Source organism: Ruegeria sp. BG3, from assembly GCF_056538485.1.
This window is the reverse complement of sequence record NZ_JBQFTE010000007.1, coordinates 145,530-167,129: the sequence shown is the minus strand read 5'-3', so window position 1 is coordinate 167,129 and position 21,600 is coordinate 145,530. Positions and strand designations below refer to the sequence as shown.

The following is a 21,600-nucleotide window of genomic DNA, read 5'->3' as shown; positions in this document are numbered from 1 at the left end:
GTAAAACCCGAGAACGCCTTAGTTCGCGTAGACCTCGACTTCGACCAACTGATCGAACGGCACCAGCAACGCCCGCATGGCATCCAGTGACAAACGGCTGCCACCCGTCTCGGGCCCCGAGGCCGGAACCAGCGTGATATAGGCCTGCGCCCCGGTTTTCGGCACAACCACCCGCGCGGTCACCTCGGAATCGACCAAGGGCGTCTGCATCCAGCGACCCGGAGTCGATGGATCGCCCAACCCGGCAATGGTCGTCTTGGCACCCGTCCAGTTCGCTGTCGCGGTTGCAGGCTGGATATAGGCTGAGCTTTCCACCTCCGCAGGTGCGGTCTCCACTGCAGCAGGCGTTACCTCTGCCGCCGCTTCATCGCGCCCCAACAAACGATCCGTCGTCGAACGCACGGTATCGCACCCGACCAGCAAAACGCAGGATATCACAAGCAGTTCTCTCATACTCCGAACCTACTACCGCTCAAGCAGCTGTACCAGACCAAAGCACAGTTCACTCTTGTCGCGGGCCTATTCCAGCTTTACCTATACCGCATGACTGCTCCGCTTATTGATCCTTTCGCCCGTGCCATCACGTATCTGCGCGTCTCGGTAACCGACCGCTGCGACTTTCGCTGCGTCTATTGCATGTCCGAGAACATGACCTTTCTGCCCAAGAAAGAGCTGCTGACGCTGGAAGAGCTGGACCGCATGTGTTCCACCTTCGTGAATATGGGCGTTGAGAAACTGCGCATCACCGGTGGTGAGCCGCTCGTGCGTCGCAATATCATGACGTTCTTCAACTCCATGACCCGTCATCTGGAAAGCGGCGCGCTTAAAGAGCTGACGCTGACAACCAATGGCTCGCAGCTTGCGCGATTTGCCGATGATCTCTACGCGGCGGGTGTGCGGCGGGTGAATATCTCGCTGGACACGCTGGATGAGGATAAATTCGCAGCCGTTACGCGATGGGGACGTCTGAAACAGGTTCTGAACGGGATTGATGCCGCGCAAAAGGCGGGCCTGCGGGTCAAGATCAACGCGGTGGCGCTGAAGGGCTTCAACGAACCCGAATTGCCCCAGATAACCGAATGGTGCGCCGAACGCGACATGGACCTGACCTGGATCGAGGTCATGCCGATGGGCGATATCGGCAATGAGGACCGACTGGATCAGTATTGGTCGCTCAAGGATGTGCGCAAGGAATACGAAAACCACTACAGCGTGACCGATCTGGCCGAACGCTCCGGAGGGCCCGCGCGTTATGTCCGGCTTGAAGAAACTGGCCAGAAGATCGGCTTTATCACCCCGCTGTCCCATAATTTCTGCGAAAGCTGCAACCGCGTGCGCCTGACCTGCACCGGTGAGCTTTACATGTGCCTGGGTCAGGAGGACATGGCCGACCTGCGCGCGCCGTTGCGCGATCACCCGGACACGGAAAAACCCTTGGAAGAGGCGATCCGCGCTGCGATCAACCTCAAACCCAAGGGGCATGATTTCGACTATTCCCGTCAGGCCGTCGATGGCCAGATGAGCCGCCACATGAGCCACACAGGCGGCTGACATGCTCGGCTCTAACGTTCGTCCGACGCTGCTGTACAAGCTGTACTGCGGTGTCACCTCTCTCGTGCAGCCTTTGGCCTGGCGGACCGTGCGCAAAAAGCTGCAGGCGGCCGAAGTCTCGGACCAGCGCCAACAGGAGCGGTTGGGCTATGCCAGCCTCGACCGCCCCCCGGGACAATTGATCTGGTTTCACGCCGCGAGCGTCGGCGAAAGCCTTTCAGTGCTTAGCCTGATCCACCGGCTTGGCGAGCGCCTGCCTCAAGCCGAGTTCCTGATCACCTCCGGCACGCCCACCTCTGCCGCACTGATTGCCAAGCGACTGCCCCCTCGCACTCGACATCAGTTTCCACCCCTGGACAGCGCCGGGCCTGTGCGACGGTTTCTGGACCACTGGGCGCCAGATGCCGCCGTATTCGTAGAAAGTGAAATCTGGCCCCGCCTGATCGTTGAGACGGCTGGGCGCGGCACACCTCTGTGCCTTCTGAACGCGCGTTTGTCTGACAAGTCCGTCGCAGGTTGGCAAAAGCGCCCCGATACGGCGCGCTTCATCCTGGACCACTTCGCGCTGTTCCTGACGCAGAACGACAAAACGGCCAAGAATCTGATCGCCATCGGAGCGGACTCACAGCGCGTCCAGCCCGGCACCAACCTCAAGGCGATGTCCGACCCATTGCCGGTGGATCAAACCACGCTGACGGATATCCAAGGCAAGATCGGCGATCGACCCGTCTGGATCGCTAGCTCGACCCATGCAGGCGAAGAGGAAACGGTTCTGGCCGCCCATAACGGCTTGCTGAAGCAGTACCCAGACTTGCTGCTGTTGCTGATACCGCGCCACCCGGAACGGCGCGAGGAGGTCGCAACCCTCCTGACCAAAGCCAAACTAACATCGGCCTTCCGAACCAAGACCGAATCGATCACTAATGAGACAAAAGTCTACGTGGCCGATACCCTTGGCGAGACCGGCACGTGGTACGCGCTTTACCCAATTGTCTTTCTCGGCGGGTCTTTGAGAGAGATCGGCGGCCACAACCCCTTCGAGCCAGCTCAAGCTGGGGCTGCCGTCATAACCGGTCCGGGCTACTTCAATTTTGCCGAAACTTTCGCACCCCTGATCGAAACCGGCGGAGCCGTTCAGGTTGAAACCGCCGAAGATCTGGAGAAAGCCATCAACACCTGGCTGTCCAACGACGCAGCCCTGACCCAAGCCCGCTCTGCCGCCCGCGCCTGCGTCACAACCCAAAAAGACGCGTTGCAAAACGTGATCGAAACGCTCTGCACCACACTCAACCTCGAACCGAAGGATCCCCCTTCATCTGGCTGAAAATATCCCGGGGGTGTGGGGGCAGAGCCCCCACCCTCTCCATCAGGCCGCAGGCATCCGCTGTTCAACAATCTCCGCCCACCAACTGCATCCGGCTGGAATGGCCTCATCGTTGAAGTTGTATTTGGGGTGATGAACCATGGCTGTGTCGCCATTGCCTACGAGGATATAGGCCCCAGGACGTTCTTCCAGCATGAAGGCAAAATCCTCACCGCCCATGACCAGAGGGGCCTCTTCGCAAGCACCAGATACCGACCGCGCGACGTCAGCCGCAAACTCGGTCTGCTCATCGCTGTTCACCATAACCGGATAGCCCCGAATATAGGTCACGTTGGCCGTGCCACCAAAGGTCGCCGCCACGCCATTGCAGATCTCGTTGATCCGCTGCTCGGCCAGATCGCGCATCTCCTTGCTCATGGTGCGCACGGTGCCTTTGATCTGAACCGATTGCGGGATCACGTTGAAGGCCTTCGACGAGGTCTCGAACGAGGTTACCGACACAACCACCTGATCAACCGGGTCCGCATTGCGGGACGCTATCGTTTGCAGCGCCAGCACCGCCTGCGCCGTCATCACGGTGGTATCGATCGTCTCCTGCGGTTTGGCGGCATGGCCGCCGCGCCCTTCAAACGTGATGTCAAACTGGTCCGTAGCCGCGAAGAACGACCCCGGACGGATCGAGAAGCTGCCGACCGGTTTGCCCGGCCAGTTGTGCATCCCGTAAACCTCCTGGATGTTCCAGCGGTCCATCATGCCGTCTTCACACATCTCACGACCACCGCCACCGCCTTCTTCGGCGGGCTGGAAGATCACGACAACGGTCCCGTCGAAATTGCGGGTTTCCGACAGATACTTCGCCGCCCCAAGCAGCATCGCAGTATGGCCATCATGGCCGCAAGCGTGCATCGCGCCCGGCGTTTTCGAGGCATAGTCCAACCCCGTCGCCTCGAGGATCGGCAGAGCGTCCATATCCGCGCGCAGACCGATCACCTTGCCCTTGCTGTCCGACTTGCCCTTGATCACACCGACAACGCCGGTGCGGCCAATACCAGTGACGACCTCATCGCAGCCGAACTCTGTCAGCTTTTCGGCCACCAAAGCGCTGGTGCGGTGGGTTTCAAACAGGATTTCGGGGTTTTCGTGCAGGTCACGTCGCCACGTTGTGATCTCGTCCTGCAGTTCCGCAAAGCGGTTTTTGACTGGCATATCTTGTCTCTCCTAAATCATTCGGCCGGCATCCGGCGTTCGACCATTTCAGCGAACCAGCTGCAGCCGGCGGGTATGGCGTCATCATCGAAATTGTATTCCGGGTGGTGACACATTGCCGTGTCTCCGTTCCCTAGAAAGATGTAGGCTCCAGGCCGTTCTTCAAGCATGTAGGCGAAATCTTCCGACGGCATGATCGGGTCGGTACCATCGTTTACCTTTCCAGCAACGGCTGCGGCGGCTTCAGCGGCATAGCTAGTCTCGGCCTCGGAGTTTACTGTCACCGGATAGCCCGGCGTCCATTCTACCTTTGCGGACGCGTCAAAGGCCGAGGCCGTATCTTCTGCAATCCGGCGAACACGCTGTTCCGCGATCGCGCGGTACTCGGGGTCAAGCGTTCGTACCGTGCCTTTCAGACGGACCGTATGCGCAATCACGTTTGAGGCCACGCTGTCCGTCTCAAACGTGCCCACGGTCAGAACAACCCGTTTGATCGGATCGACGGTGCGGGCCACAACGGATTGCAAAGACACAACAATATGTGAGGCGACAAGCGTTGTATCCACCGCCTCATGCGGGGCGGCCGCGTGGCCACCTTTGCCGGTGACGGTAATTTCAAACTCGTCTGACGAGGCCAGCAAAGCTCCGGGCCGGATCGCAAATTCACCAACCGGCAGGCCGGGCATGTTGTGCATGCCGTAGACTTCCTGAATGCCCCAGCGCTCCATCAACCCGTCCTGACACATGGCGAGACCTCCGGCGCCGCCCTCCTCGGCCGGTTGAAAGATCAGCACGGCGGTCCCATCGAAATTCCGCGTCTCGGCCAGGTACTGCGCAGCCCCAAGCAGCATCGAGGTATGCCCGTCATGCCCACAGGCATGCATCTTGCCCGGAACGGTCGAGGCATAGTCCAGACCCGTCGCCTCTTCGATCGGCAGGGCGTCCATATCTGCCCGCAATCCGATCACCCGACCCTTGGTGTCCGAGCGGCCCTTGACTACAGCCACAACACCTGTCTTGCCGACGCCCTCGGTGATTTCATCGACACCGAAGGCCTTCAACCGTTCCACAACAAAGGCGGCGGTCTCGTGAACGTCATACATCAGTTCGGGATGAGCATGCAGATGGCGGCGCCACTTGGTGATCTCTGCCTGCATTTCAGCAAGTCTGTTTTTCACCGGCATTTTGGACCTCCTCGGGATCAGGTAGACAGTTTCTCGACCAGCCGCTGCATGAATGCATGGCCCGCTTCGAACTGCGCGACCGAAATGAACTCATTCGGTTGATGTGCCTGCGCGATGTCGCCCGGGCCGCAGATAACCGCGGAATAACCCGCTTCCTGAAACTGCCCGGCCTCGGTGCCATAGCTGACCACATGGCTTGCGTTGTCACCGGTCAGCGCGCGTACAAGAGCTTCGGCCTCACCATCCTGTTCGGGGACCAAGCCGGGGATCGAGAAATTCTCGGAGATTTCGATCCGCGCTTCGGGGTGGACGGCCTGCATCCGTGCCTCAACCGCGCGCACTTGTTCTAAATAGGCATCGCGCCACGCGGCTTTGCTTTCATCCGGCACCGTGCGGAAATCCAGCATGAAGTGGCAATCCTTGGCCGTGATGTTATGCGCAGTGCCGCCTTCGATCATGCCTACATGGACAGTAGTCCAAGGCGGATCGAACACCGCAGCGGTTTCGCTGGGCGTGGCCGCCTGATTGCGGGTGTTCTGTTCATTCGCCCAATTGATCAGCGGCGCGGCCTCCATGATGGCATTCACGCCTGTGTGCATGATCGAGCTATGAACCTCAAACCCAACCATATGCGTGTCATAGCCAAAACCGCCCTTGTGGCCGGTGACAGCCTGCATTGTCGAAGGCTCGCCCACGATCACAGCCGAGCCTTTGGGCAGCACTTTGTTCATCGCCTCGATCATTGGCGGAGCGCCAGTGCATCCAACCTCTTCATCGAAGCTCAGCGCCAGTTGCAAGGGACGTTTGAGCCCCGCTTCGCGCGCCTCGACCAAGGCCCAAATCGCGAGCGCGTCAAAGCCCTTCATGTCGCAGGTGCCGCGTCCATAGTACTTGCCGTCCTTCTCAGTGACAATGAACGGATCCGTGTCCCAGGGCTGTCCATCCACCGGAACGACATCGGTGTGACCCGAGAGGACAACGCCCCCCTCTTCCCACGGGCCGACATGCGCAAAAATCGCCGCCTTGTTCGGCTGATCCGGGTCCGGCCAGCGATGGGCTTCGATACCGTGTTCGTTCAGGTAACCTTCGACCCAGTCCACTAGTGGCAAGTTTGTGTCACGGCTTACAGTCGGGAATGAGATCAACTTGGTCATGATCTCAAGCGGCGTCAGACGCTGTGGCATATGTGTTAGTACCCGCTATCCGTAGTCAGGATGAAATGGCCCGGCTCAACCTCGTTGTACTTCGACGGTTCTGGCGCGTATCCGATTGGATGAATGGGTGACGGGATCGGTTTGAAATTCAAATCTTTTTCCGATTTCCGTTTGTTCGGGTCCGCGATTGGAACCGCCTTCATCAGCGCCTGTGTATACGGGTGCTGTGGATTCTCGAACACCCGCGCGCGCGGCCCAAGTTCGACAATCCGGCCCAGATACATCACGCCCACATGGTGGCTGACTCGCTCCACGACGGCCATATCGTGACTGATGAACAGGTAAGACAGGCTCAGTTCGGATTGCAGCTCCATCATCAGGTTCAGCACCTGCGCCTGCACCGACACGTCCAGCGCCGAGACCGCCTCATCCGCGATAATCAGTTTCGGGTTCAACGCCAAGGCGCGGGCGATTGCGATACGCTGACGCTGACCGCCGGACATCTCATGCGGGAAACGGCGCATGAAGCTGCGCGGCAGTTGCACCTTGTCGAACAGCTGCGCAACGCGATCTTGCAGTTCCGACCCCGAGGCCACGCCATAGTTGCGCATCGGTTCGGCCACTTGGTCGATCAACTGCATCTGCGGATTGAGCGAAGCGAACGGGTCCTGAAAGATCATCTGCATATCCAGCCGCGCTTTGCGCAGACCGGATTGGTCCAGCTTCATGATATCGACGCCGTCCAGATTGACCTCACCCGCCATCGGCTCGACCAATCTAAGGATCGAGCGCCCGGCCGAGGACTTGCCGCACCCCGATTCGCCCACGAGGCTGAGCGTCTGCCCTTTGTTCAGCGTGAACGAGACATCCTCAACAGCATGAACATTCGAGATCGTCCGGCGCAGCAAGCCGCCTTTGACCGGGAAGCGCGTGGTCAGGTTCTTGACCGTCAGTAGTGTTTCTTCCGTGCCGGGAATCGGAGCGATATTTTGCCCTTCAACACCCAATAGCTTCATCGGTTCCGGCGCGGCCTTTCCCTGCATCTCACCCAGTTTCGGCACCGCGGCCAGCAGCGCCTTGGTGTAATCATGCTGCGGGTTCTCGAAAATTTCAGTGACCGGGCCTTCTTCGACCTTATTGCCGCGGAACATGACCACAACGCGGTCGGCCATCTGTGCCACCACAGCCATGTCATGGGTGATGAACATCACCGCAGTACCCGTTTCGCGTTTCAAACGGTCCATCAGGGCCAGAATCTCAGCCTGAATGGTCACATCCAATGCTGTCGTCGGCTCGTCCGCGATCAACAGACGCGGCTCGCACGCCATAGCCATGGCGATCACCACGCGCTGTCGCATCCCCCCTGACAACTCGTGCGGGTATTGCTTGAGACGGCGCTCGGGTTCGGGGATTCGCACCTGCCGCAGCAGCTCCAAAGCGCGCTCTTCGGCCTGCGTCTTGGACATGTCCTTGTGAATGCGCAGCCCTTCGGTCAGTTGCCGACCAACGGTGAAAACCGGGTTCAAGGCCGTCATCGGCTCCTGAAAGATCATACCGATCTCGTTGCCGCGAATCTGTTTCATCAGATCTTGATCGGCATCAGCCAGGTCCATCTCGGCCCCGTCGCGGCGGTCAAACAGCAGCTCGCCACCAGCGATTTCGCCTCCGCCGAACTCGACAAGACGCATCAGAGACAGAGATGAAACCGACTTGCCCGAGCCCGATTCGCCAACAATACAAACCGTTTCGCCCGGATTCACCTCGAACGAGACGTCCTCAACGCCCACGACCGGGCCGTCTTTCGTCTGAAACTCCACCCTCAGTTTTTTGATCTGGGCAATTGGTTGATCCAGCACGCGCGCGCTCCCTTTTGGGTCGTTTTGTTTTTATGGATGCCGAACGCTAAGGCGGCGAGCCAGGAAAAGTCAAACGCAATGCACGATTTCGTGACGGCAAGGCTTGCAATTTTCCTAAGTTCTGTTTCGATACCCGCGTAACCGACAACCAGCGAAGGCAGAAATCGCGTTGCGCGAAATGCAATTGCTATTTCTAACAATGCCTTAGCCACAAGTCGGCAACGCCAAATCCGCAGGCATTGCGGAGATAATCGAGACACGCAAGTGTCCAATTCGGGAGTGACTTATGAAGATCAAAACCCTTTTGCTTGGTGCGATTGCAAGCACGGCGATGGCCCCAGCGGCCTTTGCCGAGCGCGGATCGGACGGCAATGTCAGCATTATTTATTGGCAGGCTCCATCAATCATGAACCCGTTTCTGTCGGGTGGCACAAAAGATGTTGAGGCAGCCTCGCTGGTTATCGAACCACTTGCACGCTACGACCAAGACGGGAACATGGTGCCGTATCTGGCCGCTGAAATCCCGACCGTTGAAAATGGCGGCGTCAGCGAAGACCTGACCACCATTACCTGGAAGATTGCGCCTGGCCTCACATGGTCGGACGGTACTCCGTTCACCTCGGCCGACGTGGTGTTTACCGCAAACTACTGCATGGACCCCGAAGGCGGTTGTGCACAGGTGACCAAGTTTGAAGGCGTCACCGATGTCGAAGCTGTCGATGACCTAACCGTTAAGGTAACGTTCGACGCACCAACCCCCTTCCCTTACGGACCGTTTGTGGGTGGTGAAAGCCCGATCATTCAGGCCGCTCAGTTCGCTGATTGCATGGGCGCAAAAGCCCCTGAATGTACAGATCAGAACTTCAACCCGATCGGCACTGGCCCGTTTGTCGTCACCGAGTTCAAACCGAACGACGTGATCACATTTGCCGCCAACGACAACTACCGTGACCCGGCCAAGCCGGCATTTGCCAGCGTGACCTTCAAAGGTGGTGGCGACGCAACAGCGGCAGGTCGTGCGGTTATGGAAACTGGCGAGTTTGACTACGCCTGGAACCTGCAGCTGGCCCCTGAGGTCATCGCGCAGATGCAGGAAGGTGGCAAAGGTACTCCGGTCGCAGGCTTCGGCCCGCTGGTCGAGCGTATCATGCTGAACCAGACCAACCCGTCGCCCGACCTGCCGGAAGGCGAGCGCTCGACAGCCGCGCATCCGCACCCATTCCTGCAGGATCCGGCCGTTTACAAAGCCATGTCCATGGCCATCGACCGCCCGCTGCTGGTGGAAATCGGCTATGGCCAAGCTGGCAAGGTGACCTGTAACTGGGTTCCGGCCCCGGCTGCGTTTAGCTCGACCTCGATGAGCTGTGACACGCAGGATATCGAAGGCGCTAAGAAGCTGCTGGATGACGCAGGCATCGTTGATACCGATGGCGACGGCATTCGTGAAAAAGACGGTGTGCCTCTGAAAATCGTCTACCAGACCTCGACCAACGCTGTGCGTCAGGACTTCCAGGCGCTGATCAAGGAATGGTGGAGCCAGATCGGCATCGAATCCGAACTGCGCAATATCAACGCATCGGTCTTCTTCGGCGGTGACCCGGGTTCGCCTGACACCTTCCAGAAGTTCTATGCCGACGTTGAGATGTACGCCAACACCTTCAACGGCACCGACCCGCAGTCCTATCTGGGCAACGGTCTGTGCGACAAGGCACCGAAGCCAGAATCGCAGTGGCAGGGTGAGAACATCAGCCGCTTCTGCAACGAAGAGTTTGACGCCTTGCACGCCAAACTGGCTGAAACCGCAGGTCTGGAAGCCCGTGCGGAAATCGCCAAGCAGCTGAACGACATCATGGTTCAAAACGGCGGCATGATCCCGCTGGTGCACCGTGGCCGTCTGTCGGCGCATGCAAACACCCTGGGTGGTGTTGTCCTAAACGTTTGGGACAGCGAGCTGTGGAACATTGCGGACTGGTACCGCAAGACCGGTTCCTAAGCTTTAATCTTGCAATATCGCGCCCCGATCTCTATCGGGGCGCGGTCATTTGCAGACCACTCCAACAAAAAGACGCATCAACAAAGGCGCCTTTGAATGCTCAACTTTACCATCAGACGACTGGTGCTGGCCGTACCCACGCTGCTGTTCATCAGCCTCGTCATTTTCCTGCTGCTCGAGCTTGCCCCAGGCGACCCGATGGCACAGGTTCCCCTCACCGTTCCCCCCGAAGTCAAAGAGAAGATGCGAGAGGCGCTTGGCCTTGGCCAGCCGATGCATATCCGGTTCTGGAAATGGATCGTGCAGTTCTTCTGGATCGAGCCGCAGGTTCTGATCGACCATATGTTCGGCACCACCTTCTCAGAAGGTGACCTGCGTGTGATTTCGTGGCAGACCCGCTCGCCCGTTATGGACATCGTCGTTCAGCGTATCCCGCAGACTCTGTGGGTTGTCGGCACCGCCTACGTGGTCGCCATCCTGATCGCACTGCCCATCGGCATCTATTCCGCATACCGCCAGTATTCCTGGTTCGACCAGATGGGCACATTCGTCTCGATGGTCGGCTTCTCGGTCCCGCCCTTCTTCTCGGGCGTGCTGGTGATCGTGATCTTCTCGGTCCAGCTGGGCTGGTTCCCATCAATCTATGACACGACTCACGTGGTGAATAGCTGGGATAGCTTCGTCGTGCAGCTCAAGCAGATGATCATGCCGGTCATGGTTCTGGCGCTTCAAATTACGGCACAGCTGAGCCGCTTCATGCGCGCCTCGATGCTGGACAACCTCAACCAAGACTACGTTCGTACCGCCCGCGCAAAAGGACTGAGCGAATACACGGTTGTGATGGTCCATGTCCTGCGCAACTCGATGATCCCGGTGGTTACCGTTATTGCGCTCGGTATTCCGGCCATCTTCGGCGGCGCAATCATCACCGAGCAGGTTTTCAAGGTGAACGGTATCGGCCAATTGCTGATCGGCGCGATTCAAGCCAACGACCTGCCGATGGTGCAGACGCTGACCTTCATCTTTGCGGTGCTGATCGTTTTGTTCAACCTGATCGCTGACGTTCTGTACGGCATTCTGGACCCGAGGATTCGCTATGACTGATACCGACAAATCAGACACGCTGGTCCCCGACGAAGGATTGGCCCCTGCCTCAACCGCATTGCCGACCGCGGGCGTGATGGACGACCTGACCACCCCACCCCGCAGCCAATGGCGCGATGTCTGGGATCAGTTCAAAACGCACAAAGGCGCGATGATCGGGGCGATCCTGTTCATCTTCATCGTCGCCGGTGTGTATCTGGGGCCCTACCTCTGGAGCATCGATCCAACCCAGATCGACATCCGGTCGCGCAATCAGGGCCCCAGCTGGGCGCATCCGTTCGGCACCGATCAGCTGGGCCGGGATATTCTGGCGCGGATGATGTCGGGTGGTCAGACCTCGGTCTCGGTTGGCATCACCGCTATGTTGCTGGCGCTGTTTCTGGGATCGTTCATTGGTGTGATCGCAGGCTTCTTCAAACGCCTCGATGGGCCGCTGATGCGTCTGACCGATCTGTTCCTCGCCCTGCCCCTGCTGCCCCTGTTGCTGGTCATGATGCTGCTTTTCCGCGAGCCTCTGTCCGCCGCATTCGGGCTGGAGCGCGGGATTTTCATCCTGATCGTCTGCGCCATCGGCATCACCTCGTGGATGCCCACAGCGCGGATCGTGCGGGGCGACGTGCTGGCCATCAAAGAGCGTGAGTTCGTTCTCGCGGCACGTTCAATCGGCACCAGCAATCGGCAGATCATCACGCGGCACATCCTGCCGAACGTCCTGTCTCCGATCATGGTGTCGGCAACGCTGGGGATTGCGACGGCGATCATCACCGAAAGCGCGCTGTCCTTCCTCGGGCTCGGCTTCCCGCCGGATTTCCCGACCTGGGGCCGCCTGCTTTTTGATGGCGTCGACTATCTTCAGCAATACCCCGAGCGTGTATTCTGGCCCGGCCTTGCGATCTCGCTGACTGTTCTCAGCGTGAACTATCTGGGCGATGGCTTGCGTGATGCCCTGGATCCGCGCATTCGCGGCCGGTGACAAATCTCAGTCGGCGCGCTTTAGCGCGCCGGCACAGACCACGATAAGCACCGCAAGCGGCAGCAAGACACCAAACGCCATCCGCAGCGACAGCAACTCGGCCAGAAACCCGATCAGCGGCGGTCCGATCAACAGCCCCCCATATCCGAGCGTTGCGACACTAGCGATGGCCTGTCCCGGCGGGATGTTTGGGTCGTTGGCTGCGCGGCTGAACGCCAAGGGCATGATCACAGCATAGCCGACCCCCATCAGCGTGAACCCGACCAACGCCAATGGCGCGGCACCGGCGGACACCACGCAGAACACCCCTATCGCAGCAAAGACACCACCGCCCCTAGCTGCTGCGACCGGGCCGACGCGCGCGATGAGGAAGCCGCCAGCCAAACGACACGCCACCATCGCGACTGAAAAAACCGCATAACCCAAGGCTGCGACACTCTCAGCGGCCCCAGTAACGTCGCGCAGGAAAAGGGCGCTCCAATCTGCGACCGCACCTTCCCCCAACGCACCACATAGCGCGGTGAAACCAACGAGGATCAACACCCCGGACGGGAATGCAAACACGGCACTTTGAGACTGTTCCGCGCGGCGCGACGTCCATTGTACCCAGGACATCGCCAAGGCCAGTGCCACTACAACGCCTCCCGCAACCAGAAAATGCTGCAGAACAGTCGCATCCCGCTGAACAGCTATAAATCCACTGACCGCCCCAAGGCCGGCACCAAGGCTCCACATCGCATGAAACGAGGACATGAGCGGTTTGTCGAAGGCCTGCTCTACCTCGGCTGCCCAAGCGTTCATCGCCACGTCCATCGAGCCATGAAAGGCACCGAACAGAAACAGGAACGCCGCAAGCATGGTGAAGCTGTCGGCCAGCGCCAGCAAAACCAGCGAAAAGGTGTACAGCACCGCGATGATCCGCGTGATCGATACGGCCCCAAACCGGTCGGTCAATCGCCCGGTCACCGGGAAGGAGCAGACGGCACCCGCTGCCATGAACAAAAGACCATAGCCAAGCTCTTCATGGCTGAGGTTCAGATGATCGCGCACCGCCGGGATGCGAGAGGCCCAGATACCGAACAGGGCACCATTCAGCGCGAACATCGCGGTGACGGCGCGCCACGCAGTAACGACACTGATCATATTAAAGCTCCGCTTGTTTGATGCGCTTCGCCGGCTACTAGTACAACGCTACCAAACAGAGGCAAGCGCCGCTCACTCCAGCCGACGCCGAATTCTGCGGACGCCTACCCAAACGGCCAGAATGACCGGAACCGTTACCAAAGCCGTCAACATTCCCTTGCTGATCCCCGCCGACGTCAGAGGATACAGCAGATAGCTGACCAGCGAGACGGCGTAATAGCTGATGGCAACCACCGACAGCCCCTCGACCGTGCGCTGCAGGCGCAGGGCCTGATCGGCGCGGCGGTCCATGCTTTCCAGCAAGGCCTGGTTCTGCGCGCTGCGTTCTACGTCCACACGTGTTCGCAGCAGATCTCCGGCGCGGATGGCCCGGTCTGACAGGGCCTGCAGACGCAGTTCCGTCGATTTCACGGTCCGCATCGCTGGGTCATAGCGGCGCATCATGAAATCGGCAAAGCTCTGCCCCCCCATGAACCGCTCTTCCCGCAAGACTTTGACACGCTGGTTAACGATGGCCTCGTAAGCGCCCGTGGCCCCAAACCGAAAGGAACAGCGTGCCGAGATCGTCTCCAACTCGGTCGAGGTTTTTAGCAGTTGCGGTAGCATATCATCGGGATGTTTGCCGCCATCGGTCATCTCGCCCATTAGCGCGGTCAGCTTCTGATCCAACTCGCCAATGCGCGGGGTCAGCGATTTGACCCGTGCAAACCCCAGCATGGACATGGCCTTGTAGGTCTCGATCTCGCACAGGCGCTGGATGATCCGTCCAACCCGGCGCTCTCCGGTTCCATCCGAGACGAACAGCGCAAACCGCATATGTCCTGCCGGGTCGATACGAAAATCGCTTGCGCAGATCGCGGCATCGTCCAAAACGCAGGACACAGCAAGGCTTTCGGGTTCGAACCAATCCGGTAGCAAGTTCCGGACGACGTCATCCTCTGGACGCGGAACAACCCGTAGCAACGCCGACGTGATCCTTTGGCCGGGACTGGCCATCATCCAATCGGGCGGGAAGACTTCGAAATCGGCGGGGTTGAACGCCCGCTCACTCACGTTTTGAGAGATTGCAGTAAAGGTTACGAACTCAGTGTGTTGTTCCCACTTGAGCCAATAGCGTCCGATCTGCCCCGCATAGTGGGTCACGTCGGGCTGAGGGTGCGGCGCGCCGTGGCGATCCAGCAGATTGATCAAATGCGCAATGTCGTCCTGCCGGTCACCACCTTGCGACGTGCCGGGCTTCTTGATGGCCAGAAAGGCAACCGTGCATGGAACCTGCGCCACCGGAAAAGGTCGGGCGTGCAGTTCATTGGCAAGCCGATAGCGTAAAGGGTGGTCATCGATTGGCGTCATGCGGGGCTCCGATTCATCCGACACACTATACGGCACACCCAAAATACATCAATTCCCATTTTATTTCAGATACTTACAAGAATGCGACGGTATACATTCCAGCCAATTCATTGATTTGGCTGCCATAGCTCGATGGGATTGCCTTCGGGATCATGAATACGGGCGAATTTACCCACCTCGCTATCCCAATCCGGATTGGTTTCGACGGTGATCCCTACGGCCTGTAGCTGGCGTGTCAAAGCGGCCAAATCATCAACCCTGAAATTGATCATCCACTGCTGCTCGCTTCGGCCAAAATACGCGGTATCCTGGGCGAAGGGTGCAAAGACCGTATAGCCTTCGGCCTGCTTCCAAGGGACCGGATCGTAGTGGTTTACCCCCAGGTGCTTTTCATACCATTCGCTCAGGGCCTTGGGGTTCTTCGCACGAAAAAAGACCCCGCCGATTCCGTTTACTTTCTCCATGACCTTGCTCCCACAAAGTACCCGTCAGACGTAAGATAGCATATCAAGCTTGCTTCATCTGGCTGCAATACTCTGGAGGCGAGAAGGCCAAGCCCTCTTCAAAGTAGAAAAGAAAAGGGCGCCCGCAGGCGCCCTTTGCAATTGAATTGTGCGTTTTGATCACTCGATCATCGGCAGCAACTTGTCTAGCGACTGCTTGGCGTCGCCATAGAACATGCGCGTGTTCTCTTTGAAGAACAGCGGGTTCTCGATGCCCGAATAGCCAGTGCCCTGACCGCGCTTCGACACAAAGACCTGCTTGGCCTTCCAGCATTCCAGCACCGGCATACCGGCGATGGGACTGTTCGGATCCTCCTGCGCCGCAGGGTTCACGATGTCGTTCGAGCCGATGACGATAGCCACATCCGTGTCCGGGAAATCATCATTGATCTCATCCATCTCCAGCACGATGTCATACGGCACTTTCGCCTCGGCCAGCAGCACGTTCATGTGGCCCGGCAAACGTCCAGCAACGGGGTGGATCGCAAAGCGAACCTCTTTGCCCTTGGCGCGCAGCTTGCGGACCAACTCGGACACCGACTGCTGTGCCTGAGCAACAGCCATGCCGTAACCCGGGATAATGACAATGCTGTCCGCATCGTTCAGCGCAGCGGCCACGCCGTCTGCCTCAATCGCGATCTGCTCGCCTTCGACGGCCATCTGCTCACCCTGCGGGCCACCGAAGCCGCCCAGTATCACGCTGACAAAGTGACGGTTCATCGCCTTACACATGATGTAGGACAGGATCGCACCCGACGAGCCGACCAGAGCGCCGACCACAATCAGCAGGTCGTTGCCAAGGCTGAAGCCGATCGCGGCTGCCGCCCAACCCGAATACGAGTTCAGCATCGACACAACCACGGGCATGTCAGCACCACCGATCCCCATGATCAGGTGATAGCCGATGAACAGTGCCGCCAGTGTCATCAGGAACAGCGGGAACAGACCGCCCGAGCTGGTGTACCAGATCAGACAGATCAGCGAGAGACCCGCAGCCGCCGCGTTCAGCATATGACCACCGGGCAGTTTGGTCGCCGCCGAGGTCACTTTGCCCGCCAGCTTGCCATAGGCCACAACCGAGCCGGTAAAGGTGATCGCACCGATGAAGATGCCCAGAAACAGCTCAACATGCAGGATCGCCAGTTCCGCAGGCGTCTTCTTTGCGATCAGCTTGGCAAAGGCACCGAGGTCGGACAGGTCCGCTTGACCCGCGCTATCTTTGATTGCCATGACCTGAGCCACGTTTCCGATCTCGAAATGCGCGTTGAAGCCGACGAACACGGCCGCTAGACCGACCAGCGAGTGCATCGCAGCGACCAGCTGCGGCATCTCGGTCATCTGGACGCGCTGCGCCACGTATTGACCGATCAGACCACCGCCGATGATCAGCAGAATGGACAGCAGCCATAGGCCTGAACCCGGACCGACAAGCGTGGCAAAAACCGCCAGCGCCATACCAACGATACCATACCAGACCGCGCGCTTGGCGCTTTCCTGGTTCGAAAGGCCGCCGAGCGACAGGATGAAAAGGACAGCCGCAACAACATAAGCGGCAGAAGTGAAGCCAATCATATGCCCGACCTCCTTAGGATTTCTGGAACATGGCGAGCATGCGCCGGGTTACGAGGAAGCCGCCGAAGATATTGATCCCGGCCATGAACACGGACAGTGCCGCCAGTAGAATAACCAGGAACGACCCGGACCCGATCTGCATCAAGGCCCCGACGATAATGATCGACGAGATCGCGTTGGTGATCGCCATCAACGGGGTGTGCAAGCTGTGCGCCACGCCCCAGATCACCTGGAAGCCCACAAAGATCGCCAACACAAAGACGATGAAGTGCTGCATGAAGCTGGCCGGAGCGATCAGCCCCACTAGCAGCATCAACGCACCACCAACACCCAGCAGGGTGAACTGCTGCTTGGTCTGCGCCTTGAAGGCTGCGATTTCCTGCGCCTTTTTCTCTTCCGGGGTCAGTTCCTTGACCTCGGGTTTCTTCTGCGCCGCAATCGCCTGTACCTTGGGCGGAGGCGGCGGGAAGGTGATCTCACCCTCATGAGTCACGGTTGCACCGCGGATCACGTCATCTTCCATGTCGTGATTGATCTGACCGTCCTTCTCGGGCGTCAGATCTGCCATCATATGACGGATATTGGTCGCGTACAGAGATGACGCCTGCGCCGCCATCCGGCTGGGGAAGTCGGTATAGCCGATAATGGTCACGCCATTGTCAGTCACGATCTTCTCATCCGCGACGGTCAGCTTACAGTTGCCGCCCTTCTCCGCCGCAAGGTCAACAATGACCGAGCCCGGCTTCATCGCTTCGACCATATCCTTGGTCCAAAGCTCGGGCGCTTCACGGTTCGGGATCAGCGCGGTGGTGATCACTATGTCCATTTCGGGCGCCAATTCACGGAACTTGGCCAACTGCGCTTCGCGGAACTCCTCCGACTGAACCGATGCATAGCCGCCAGTGGCCGCGCCGTCCTGCTGGTCTTCTTCAAAGTCCAGATAGACGAATTCGGCGCCCATGGATTCGACCTGTTCGGCCACTTCGGGGCGCACGTCGAACGCATAGGTGATCGCGCCCAGCGAAGTGGACGTACCAATCGCCGCCAGACCGGCCACACCGGCCCCCACGATCAGCACCTTTGCAGGCGGCACTTTACCGGCCGCCGTCACTTGACCGGTGAAAAAACGGCCAAAATTGTTACCCGCCTCTATCACCGCGCGATACCCGGCGATGTTCGCCATCGAGGACAGCGCGTCCATTTTCTGCGCACGGGAAATACGCGGAACCATCTCCATCGCAATTACATTCGCGCCTTTGGACTTGGCAGCCTCCATCCCTTCTTCGTTCCCGGCCGGGTTGAAGAATGAGATCAGCGTCTTGCCTTTGGTCAGACGCTTCAGCTCGGTCTCATTCGGCTGGCGCACCTTGGCAACGATATCTGCAGCTTTCCAAAGCGACGCCGCGGTTTTCATAACCTCGACACCGGCCTCTTCGTAAGCCGCATCAGAAAAGCCCGCCGCAGCACCGGCACCCTTTTCGATCAGGCAGTCATAGCCCAGTTTTTGCAGCTGGCGCGCCGAGTCCGGCGTCATCGCCACCCGGTTCTCACCGTCAAAAACTTCTTTTGGCGTTCCTATCTTCAACGGAGAGCCTCCTTTACTTTCGATATGTTCGCGCGAGTTCTTTGCATCTTTCGTTCAATCCTCACCTACATTGCGAAAGATTATTTCGCAACTGCAGCATTCGTTACGTTGTGTCATTGGCAGCACACCTTCAAATCCAGCGACGCGTCTTTTGCGCATAACGGGCGAAGTCAGCGCGAAATTTGCGGCGCAAGCGGTCCTCTTCCGGCTCGATAAAGCGGCGTTCCAGGATCCAGACGAAAACCGGCACCAGAACCAGCGACAGCACCGCATCGAAACGCAGGATCAAACCGGTCAGGATAAGGACGTCTCCCAGATAGATTGGGTTCCGGCTGCGTTTGAAAATTCCGCTTTGCACCATGCTGGATGGGGTCTGGTGTGGCATTACCGTCGTCTGATGGCGGCGGAATTCGACAACTGCCAGAACAGCCAGAACAATACCGCCCCCGATGAGCACGCCGCTGGCAAGATCAGTCAACCACCCGTCAAGGGAAAGCCCAAAGGACAGGTGTTGCGCTTGCAACCACGCGAGGCAAGCGGCCCCCAGCAACCAGATCGGAGGGATGTCGATTTTCTGCATTCGCGCTGATTACCTGTCGATATCTCTCAAAGAAAGTGTCGTTTTCGACAGTTTGTCTACCGCTTTCCGACCTTAAGATCAAAACATCAAAAGGTCGCGGCAATTTATTTCGAAGATATGCATCGGTAGACAGCGCTTAGCGCATCCGATAGCCAACGGATACAACCAAAATAAACAACAGGGCCCTGCCGGAATGACCGACTTCAAAGCGACCAAAGCTATGTTCGAACTGCCCGAAGGCATTCTCTATCTCGACGGCAACTCTCTGGGTCCGTTGCCAAAGGCGGTTGACGCGCGCCTGCACCAGACGGCGACACAGGAATGGGGGCAGATGCTGATCACCGGTTGGAACAAGGCCGGGTGGATGGGAATGCCCACAGGTCTCGGGGATCGGATCGGGCGCCTGATCGGGGCAGAGGCAGGCAGCGTTGTGGTGGGTGATACCCTATCGATCAAGGTTTATCAGGCCGTTGCTTCGGCGTTGGAGCTGAACCCGAGCCGCAAGGTTGTGCTGTCGGACAACGGCAATTTCCCATCTGATCTCTATATGGCGGACGGGCTGCTGCGCTCTCTGGGCGCGGAATACGAATTGCGCGTCGTCGCCCCGGAAGAGGTCGCTGAAAACATCACCGAAGAGGTCGCGGTTTTGATGCTGACCGAAGTCGACTATCGCACCGGCCGTATGCACGACATGAAAGCTCTGACCGAGCTGGCCCATGCCAACGGTGTGGTGACGGTTTGGGATCTGGCCCATTCCGCCGGTGCAATTCCAGTCGACCTAGCCGAGTGCAATGCCGATTTTGCGGTCGGATGCACATACAAATATCTCAACGGCGGCCCAGGTGCGCCCGCGTTCATCTACGTTGCTCCGCGCCTGTCCGACCGCGTCCGCCCAGCGCTTTCGGGATGGCTGGGGCACGAAGCACCCTTTGCCTTCGATCTCGACTATCGTCCCGGTTCGGGGATTGAGAGGATGCGAGTCGGCACCCCTCCGGTCTTGCAAATGGCCGCGCTGTCTGCGGCGATGGATGTCTGGGACATGGCCGAGATGGCCGATGTCCGGGCGAAATCCATCGAACTGACCGAGTTGTTCATCGCAAAAGTCGAGGCCACCTGCCCCGGCCTAACCCTCGCCAGCCCACGCGATCCGGCACAGCGCGGCAGTCAGGTCTCATTCCACTTTGCCGAAGGATATTCGGCCATGCAGGCGCTGATTGCTCGCGGCGTGATCGGAGATTTCCGCGCACCAGACATCATGCGCTTTGGCTTCACGCCACTTTATGTTGACGAAAGCGACGTCGAACAGGCCGCAGAGATTCTGGCGGATATCATCACGAACAACCTGTGGGACCAACCCGAGTACAAAATCCGCCAGCGGGTTACCTGACCTCGAGTCCGGCGCCCAGCAATTCGGCGAGTTGCGAGATGCGTGTTTCGAACTCATCAGCGTTGGTTGCAGTCATCTTAACGCCCATCAGGGTCGCTGTGATGGTCTTCGCCGTCTCGTCCGGGCCGTTGGGCAGACGAACGCGTCCCGCGCTTTCTTCACGGCGCAACCAGTCGGCATAAAGCTCGGTCATCTCCTCCTCACCCTCGGCCAGAATGTCCGAGGCAGTCGATTTGCTGGTATCCAGCATCTCTCGCCCGTGGGCAGAGGTCAGTATCTCAGCCAACCCCTTGATCTGTCCGTCAATCGCACGCGCCAATCGCTGGGACACGCTGCCACTGGCTGACAAGGCTTGCGATACGTTTGCGGTCTTGTCGGCGTAATGCGCGCGCGTCAGGCTGCGCACGATCGCCTCTTTGTTCTTGTAGTGCAAATACACGGCTGGGCGCGACATGCCCGCCCCTTTGGCGATGTCGTCCATCGAGGTTTTGCGAAACCCATAGGCCGCGAACGCCTCAAGCGCCGACGCAAGAATGGCCTGTTGCCGCGGATCGTCCTGTTTTTTCGTCATGAAACCGATCTGACACTTTTCGCTTATTTTGTCAATTGACACACTGACACTTTCAGACAATTATGTCAGAAACCGCCACAGCTACGAGAGGTGTGCCATGGCAACCGCGCTGAAGATCAACGGCAAGCAACATCAGGTTGACCTGCCCGACGACGTCCCCCTGCTTTGGGTCCTGCGGGATGAGGTCGGCCTGACCGGAACCAAATTCGGCTGCGGCGTCGCCGCCTGCGGCGCCTGCACCGTGCATATCGATGGTGAGGCCGTGCGATCTTGCCAGGTGTCGCTGTCCGATGTCTGGGGCGATGTCACTACAATCGAAGGCATCGGTTCGCCCGAAGCGATGGCCGTGATCCAGCAGGCCTGGGTAGATCATCAGGTCGCGCAATGCGGTTACTGCCAGTCTGGTCAGATCATGCAGGCGGCAGCTTTGCTTGCGGAAAACCCGACCCCAACGGACGCCGACATAGACGACGCGATGCAGGGCAACCTATGCCGCTGTGGCACCTACCCCCGCATCCGCGCCGCAATCCAAGACGCCGCTGGCAAGTTGCAGGAGGCTTAAGA

Annotated in this window: 19 protein-coding genes; 7 read left to right on the top strand and 12 right to left on the bottom strand. The window is 58.8% G+C overall.

The window, feature by feature from the left end; translation table 11 throughout:
* Window positions 1–18 precede the first annotated feature (18 nt).
* A complete protein-coding gene (locus ACR0AI_RS12685) occupies window positions 19–453 on the bottom strand; it encodes a hypothetical protein (protein WP_480674432.1) in 435 nt (144 codons plus the stop codon).
* 90 nt (window positions 454–543) lie between these two features.
* Between ACR0AI_RS12685 and moaA the strand changes: the two genes are divergently transcribed.
* Window positions 544–1,551 (top strand): GTP 3',8-cyclase MoaA, encoded by a 1,008-nt coding sequence (gene moaA / locus ACR0AI_RS12680; protein WP_170467931.1) that lies wholly within the window; start codon window positions 544–546, stop codon window positions 1,549–1,551.
* 1 nt (window position 1,552) lies between these two features.
* Window positions 1,553–2,875 (top strand): 3-deoxy-D-manno-octulosonic acid transferase, encoded by a 1,323-nt coding sequence (locus ACR0AI_RS12675; protein ID WP_480674434.1) that lies wholly within the window; start codon window positions 1,553–1,555, stop codon window positions 2,873–2,875.
* A 42-nt stretch (window positions 2,876–2,917) separates the two neighbouring features.
* On the opposite strand, the gene ACR0AI_RS12670 is transcribed toward ACR0AI_RS12675, so the two are convergent.
* The 4 genes from ACR0AI_RS12670 to ACR0AI_RS12655 are packed head-to-tail and all read right to left on the bottom strand — an operon-like array spanning window position 2,918 to window position 8,275.
* Window positions 2,918–4,081 (bottom strand): M20 aminoacylase family protein, encoded by a 1,164-nt coding sequence (locus ACR0AI_RS12670; RefSeq protein WP_480674436.1) that lies wholly within the window; start codon window positions 4,079–4,081, stop codon window positions 2,918–2,920.
* A 17-nt stretch (window positions 4,082–4,098) separates the two neighbouring features.
* Window positions 4,099–5,265, bottom strand: coding sequence for a M20 aminoacylase family protein (locus ACR0AI_RS12665; RefSeq protein ID WP_480674438.1), 1,167 nt, complete (start codon window positions 5,263–5,265; stop codon window positions 4,099–4,101).
* Window positions 5,266–5,282: 17 nt separating this feature from the next.
* Window positions 5,283–6,449: an acetylornithine deacetylase gene (argE, locus tag ACR0AI_RS12660; protein WP_480674440.1), complete on the bottom strand. Its 1,167-nt coding sequence runs from the start codon at window positions 6,447–6,449 to the stop codon at window positions 5,283–5,285.
* A gap of 5 nt (window positions 6,450–6,454) precedes the next feature.
* On the bottom strand, window positions 6,455–8,275 hold the full coding sequence (locus tag ACR0AI_RS12655) for an ABC transporter ATP-binding protein (protein WP_170375083.1): 1,821 nt from the start codon (window positions 8,273–8,275) through the stop codon (window positions 6,455–6,457).
* Between the two features lie 286 nt (window positions 8,276–8,561).
* Here ACR0AI_RS12655 and ACR0AI_RS12650 point away from each other — a divergent pair, with 286 nt between their 5' ends.
* From ACR0AI_RS12650 to ACR0AI_RS12640, 3 genes are all read left to right on the top strand, one after another.
* Window positions 8,562–10,268, top strand: coding sequence for a peptide ABC transporter substrate-binding protein (locus tag ACR0AI_RS12650; RefSeq protein ID WP_170375081.1), 1,707 nt, complete (start codon window positions 8,562–8,564; stop codon window positions 10,266–10,268).
* Window positions 10,269–10,364: 96 nt separating this feature from the next.
* A complete protein-coding gene (locus ACR0AI_RS12645) occupies window positions 10,365–11,372 on the top strand; it encodes an ABC transporter permease (protein WP_170375080.1) in 1,008 nt (335 codons plus the stop codon).
* Window positions 11,365–12,345, top strand: coding sequence for an ABC transporter permease (locus ACR0AI_RS12640; protein ID WP_170493718.1), 981 nt, complete (start codon window positions 11,365–11,367; stop codon window positions 12,343–12,345). Before ACR0AI_RS12645 ends, ACR0AI_RS12640 begins: the two co-directional genes overlap by 8 nt.
* A gap of 6 nt (window positions 12,346–12,351) precedes the next feature.
* On the opposite strand, the gene ACR0AI_RS12635 is transcribed toward ACR0AI_RS12640, so the two are convergent.
* From ACR0AI_RS12635 to ACR0AI_RS12610, 6 genes are all read right to left on the bottom strand, one after another.
* Window positions 12,352–13,488, bottom strand: coding sequence for an MFS transporter (locus tag ACR0AI_RS12635; RefSeq protein WP_480674443.1), 1,137 nt, complete (start codon window positions 13,486–13,488; stop codon window positions 12,352–12,354).
* A 72-nt stretch (window positions 13,489–13,560) separates the two neighbouring features.
* Entirely contained in the window at window positions 13,561–14,838 is a 1,278-nt protein-coding gene (locus ACR0AI_RS12630) for a DUF3422 family protein (protein WP_480674445.1), read from the bottom strand.
* Window positions 14,839–14,945: 107 nt separating this feature from the next.
* Complete coding sequence (locus ACR0AI_RS12625) at window positions 14,946–15,302, bottom strand: VOC family protein (RefSeq protein WP_480674447.1); 357 nt, start codon at window positions 15,300–15,302, stop codon at window positions 14,946–14,948.
* 159 nt (window positions 15,303–15,461) lie between these two features.
* Complete coding sequence (locus ACR0AI_RS12620; RefSeq protein WP_170375069.1) at window positions 15,462–16,913, bottom strand: NAD(P)(+) transhydrogenase (Re/Si-specific) subunit beta; 1,452 nt, start codon at window positions 16,911–16,913, stop codon at window positions 15,462–15,464.
* A 13-nt stretch (window positions 16,914–16,926) separates the two neighbouring features.
* Complete coding sequence (locus ACR0AI_RS12615) at window positions 16,927–18,498, bottom strand: Re/Si-specific NAD(P)(+) transhydrogenase subunit alpha (RefSeq protein ID WP_170554269.1); 1,572 nt, start codon at window positions 18,496–18,498, stop codon at window positions 16,927–16,929.
* A 130-nt stretch (window positions 18,499–18,628) separates the two neighbouring features.
* Window positions 18,629–19,078: a methyltransferase family protein gene (locus tag ACR0AI_RS12610; protein ID WP_480674449.1), complete on the bottom strand. Its 450-nt coding sequence runs from the start codon at window positions 19,076–19,078 to the stop codon at window positions 18,629–18,631.
* A 193-nt stretch (window positions 19,079–19,271) separates the two neighbouring features.
* On the opposite strand from ACR0AI_RS12610, the gene kynU reads away from it, so the two are divergent.
* Complete coding sequence (gene kynU, locus ACR0AI_RS12605; RefSeq protein ID WP_480674451.1) at window positions 19,272–20,465, top strand: kynureninase; 1,194 nt, start codon at window positions 19,272–19,274, stop codon at window positions 20,463–20,465.
* On the opposite strand, the gene ACR0AI_RS12600 is transcribed toward kynU, so the two are convergent.
* Window positions 20,458–21,036, bottom strand: coding sequence for a TetR/AcrR family transcriptional regulator (locus ACR0AI_RS12600; RefSeq protein ID WP_480674453.1), 579 nt, complete (start codon window positions 21,034–21,036; stop codon window positions 20,458–20,460). The genes kynU and ACR0AI_RS12600 overlap by 8 nt on opposite strands.
* Before the next feature lie 97 nt (window positions 21,037–21,133).
* Here ACR0AI_RS12600 and ACR0AI_RS12595 point away from each other — a divergent pair, with 97 nt between their 5' ends.
* The gene (locus ACR0AI_RS12595; RefSeq protein ID WP_170461012.1) at window positions 21,134–21,598 is read left to right on the top strand and encodes a (2Fe-2S)-binding protein; all 465 of its coding nucleotides are present in this window, start codon (window positions 21,134–21,136) and stop codon (window positions 21,596–21,598) included.
* Window positions 21,599–21,600: the final 2 nt, after the last annotated feature.

Coding starts and splice junctions, on each gene's coding strand:
- ACR0AI_RS12685 (WP_480674432.1), bottom strand. CDS start 453: ATGAGAGAACTGCTTGTGATATCCTGCGTTTTGCTGGTCGGGTGCGAT.
- moaA (WP_170467931.1), top strand. CDS start 544: ATGACTGCTCCGCTTATTGATCCTTTCGCCCGTGCCATCACGTATCTG.
- ACR0AI_RS12675 (WP_480674434.1), top strand. CDS start 1,553: ATGCTCGGCTCTAACGTTCGTCCGACGCTGCTGTACAAGCTGTACTGC.
- ACR0AI_RS12670 (WP_480674436.1), bottom strand. CDS start 4,081: ATGCCAGTCAAAAACCGCTTTGCGGAACTGCAGGACGAGATCACAACG.
- ACR0AI_RS12665 (WP_480674438.1), bottom strand. CDS start 5,265: ATGCCGGTGAAAAACAGACTTGCTGAAATGCAGGCAGAGATCACCAAG.
- argE (WP_480674440.1), bottom strand. CDS start 6,449: ATGCCACAGCGTCTGACGCCGCTTGAGATCATGACCAAGTTGATCTCA.
- ACR0AI_RS12650 (WP_170375081.1), top strand. CDS start 8,562: ATGAAGATCAAAACCCTTTTGCTTGGTGCGATTGCAAGCACGGCGATG.
- ACR0AI_RS12645 (WP_170375080.1), top strand. CDS start 10,365: ATGCTCAACTTTACCATCAGACGACTGGTGCTGGCCGTACCCACGCTG.
- ACR0AI_RS12640 (WP_170493718.1), top strand. CDS start 11,365: ATGACTGATACCGACAAATCAGACACGCTGGTCCCCGACGAAGGATTG.
- ACR0AI_RS12635 (WP_480674443.1), bottom strand. CDS start 13,488: ATGATCAGTGTCGTTACTGCGTGGCGCGCCGTCACCGCGATGTTCGCG.
- ACR0AI_RS12630 (WP_480674445.1), bottom strand. CDS start 14,838: ATGACGCCAATCGATGACCACCCTTTACGCTATCGGCTTGCCAATGAA.
- ACR0AI_RS12625 (WP_480674447.1), bottom strand. CDS start 15,302: ATGGAGAAAGTAAACGGAATCGGCGGGGTCTTTTTTCGTGCGAAGAAC.
- ACR0AI_RS12620 (WP_170375069.1), bottom strand. CDS start 16,913: ATGATTGGCTTCACTTCTGCCGCTTATGTTGTTGCGGCTGTCCTTTTC.
- ACR0AI_RS12610 (WP_480674449.1), bottom strand. CDS start 19,078: ATGCAGAAAATCGACATCCCTCCGATCTGGTTGCTGGGGGCCGCTTGC.
- kynU (WP_480674451.1), top strand. CDS start 19,272: ATGACCGACTTCAAAGCGACCAAAGCTATGTTCGAACTGCCCGAAGGC.
- ACR0AI_RS12600 (WP_480674453.1), bottom strand. CDS start 21,036: ATGACGAAAAAACAGGACGATCCGCGGCAACAGGCCATTCTTGCGTCG.
- ACR0AI_RS12595 (WP_170461012.1), top strand. CDS start 21,134: ATGGCAACCGCGCTGAAGATCAACGGCAAGCAACATCAGGTTGACCTG.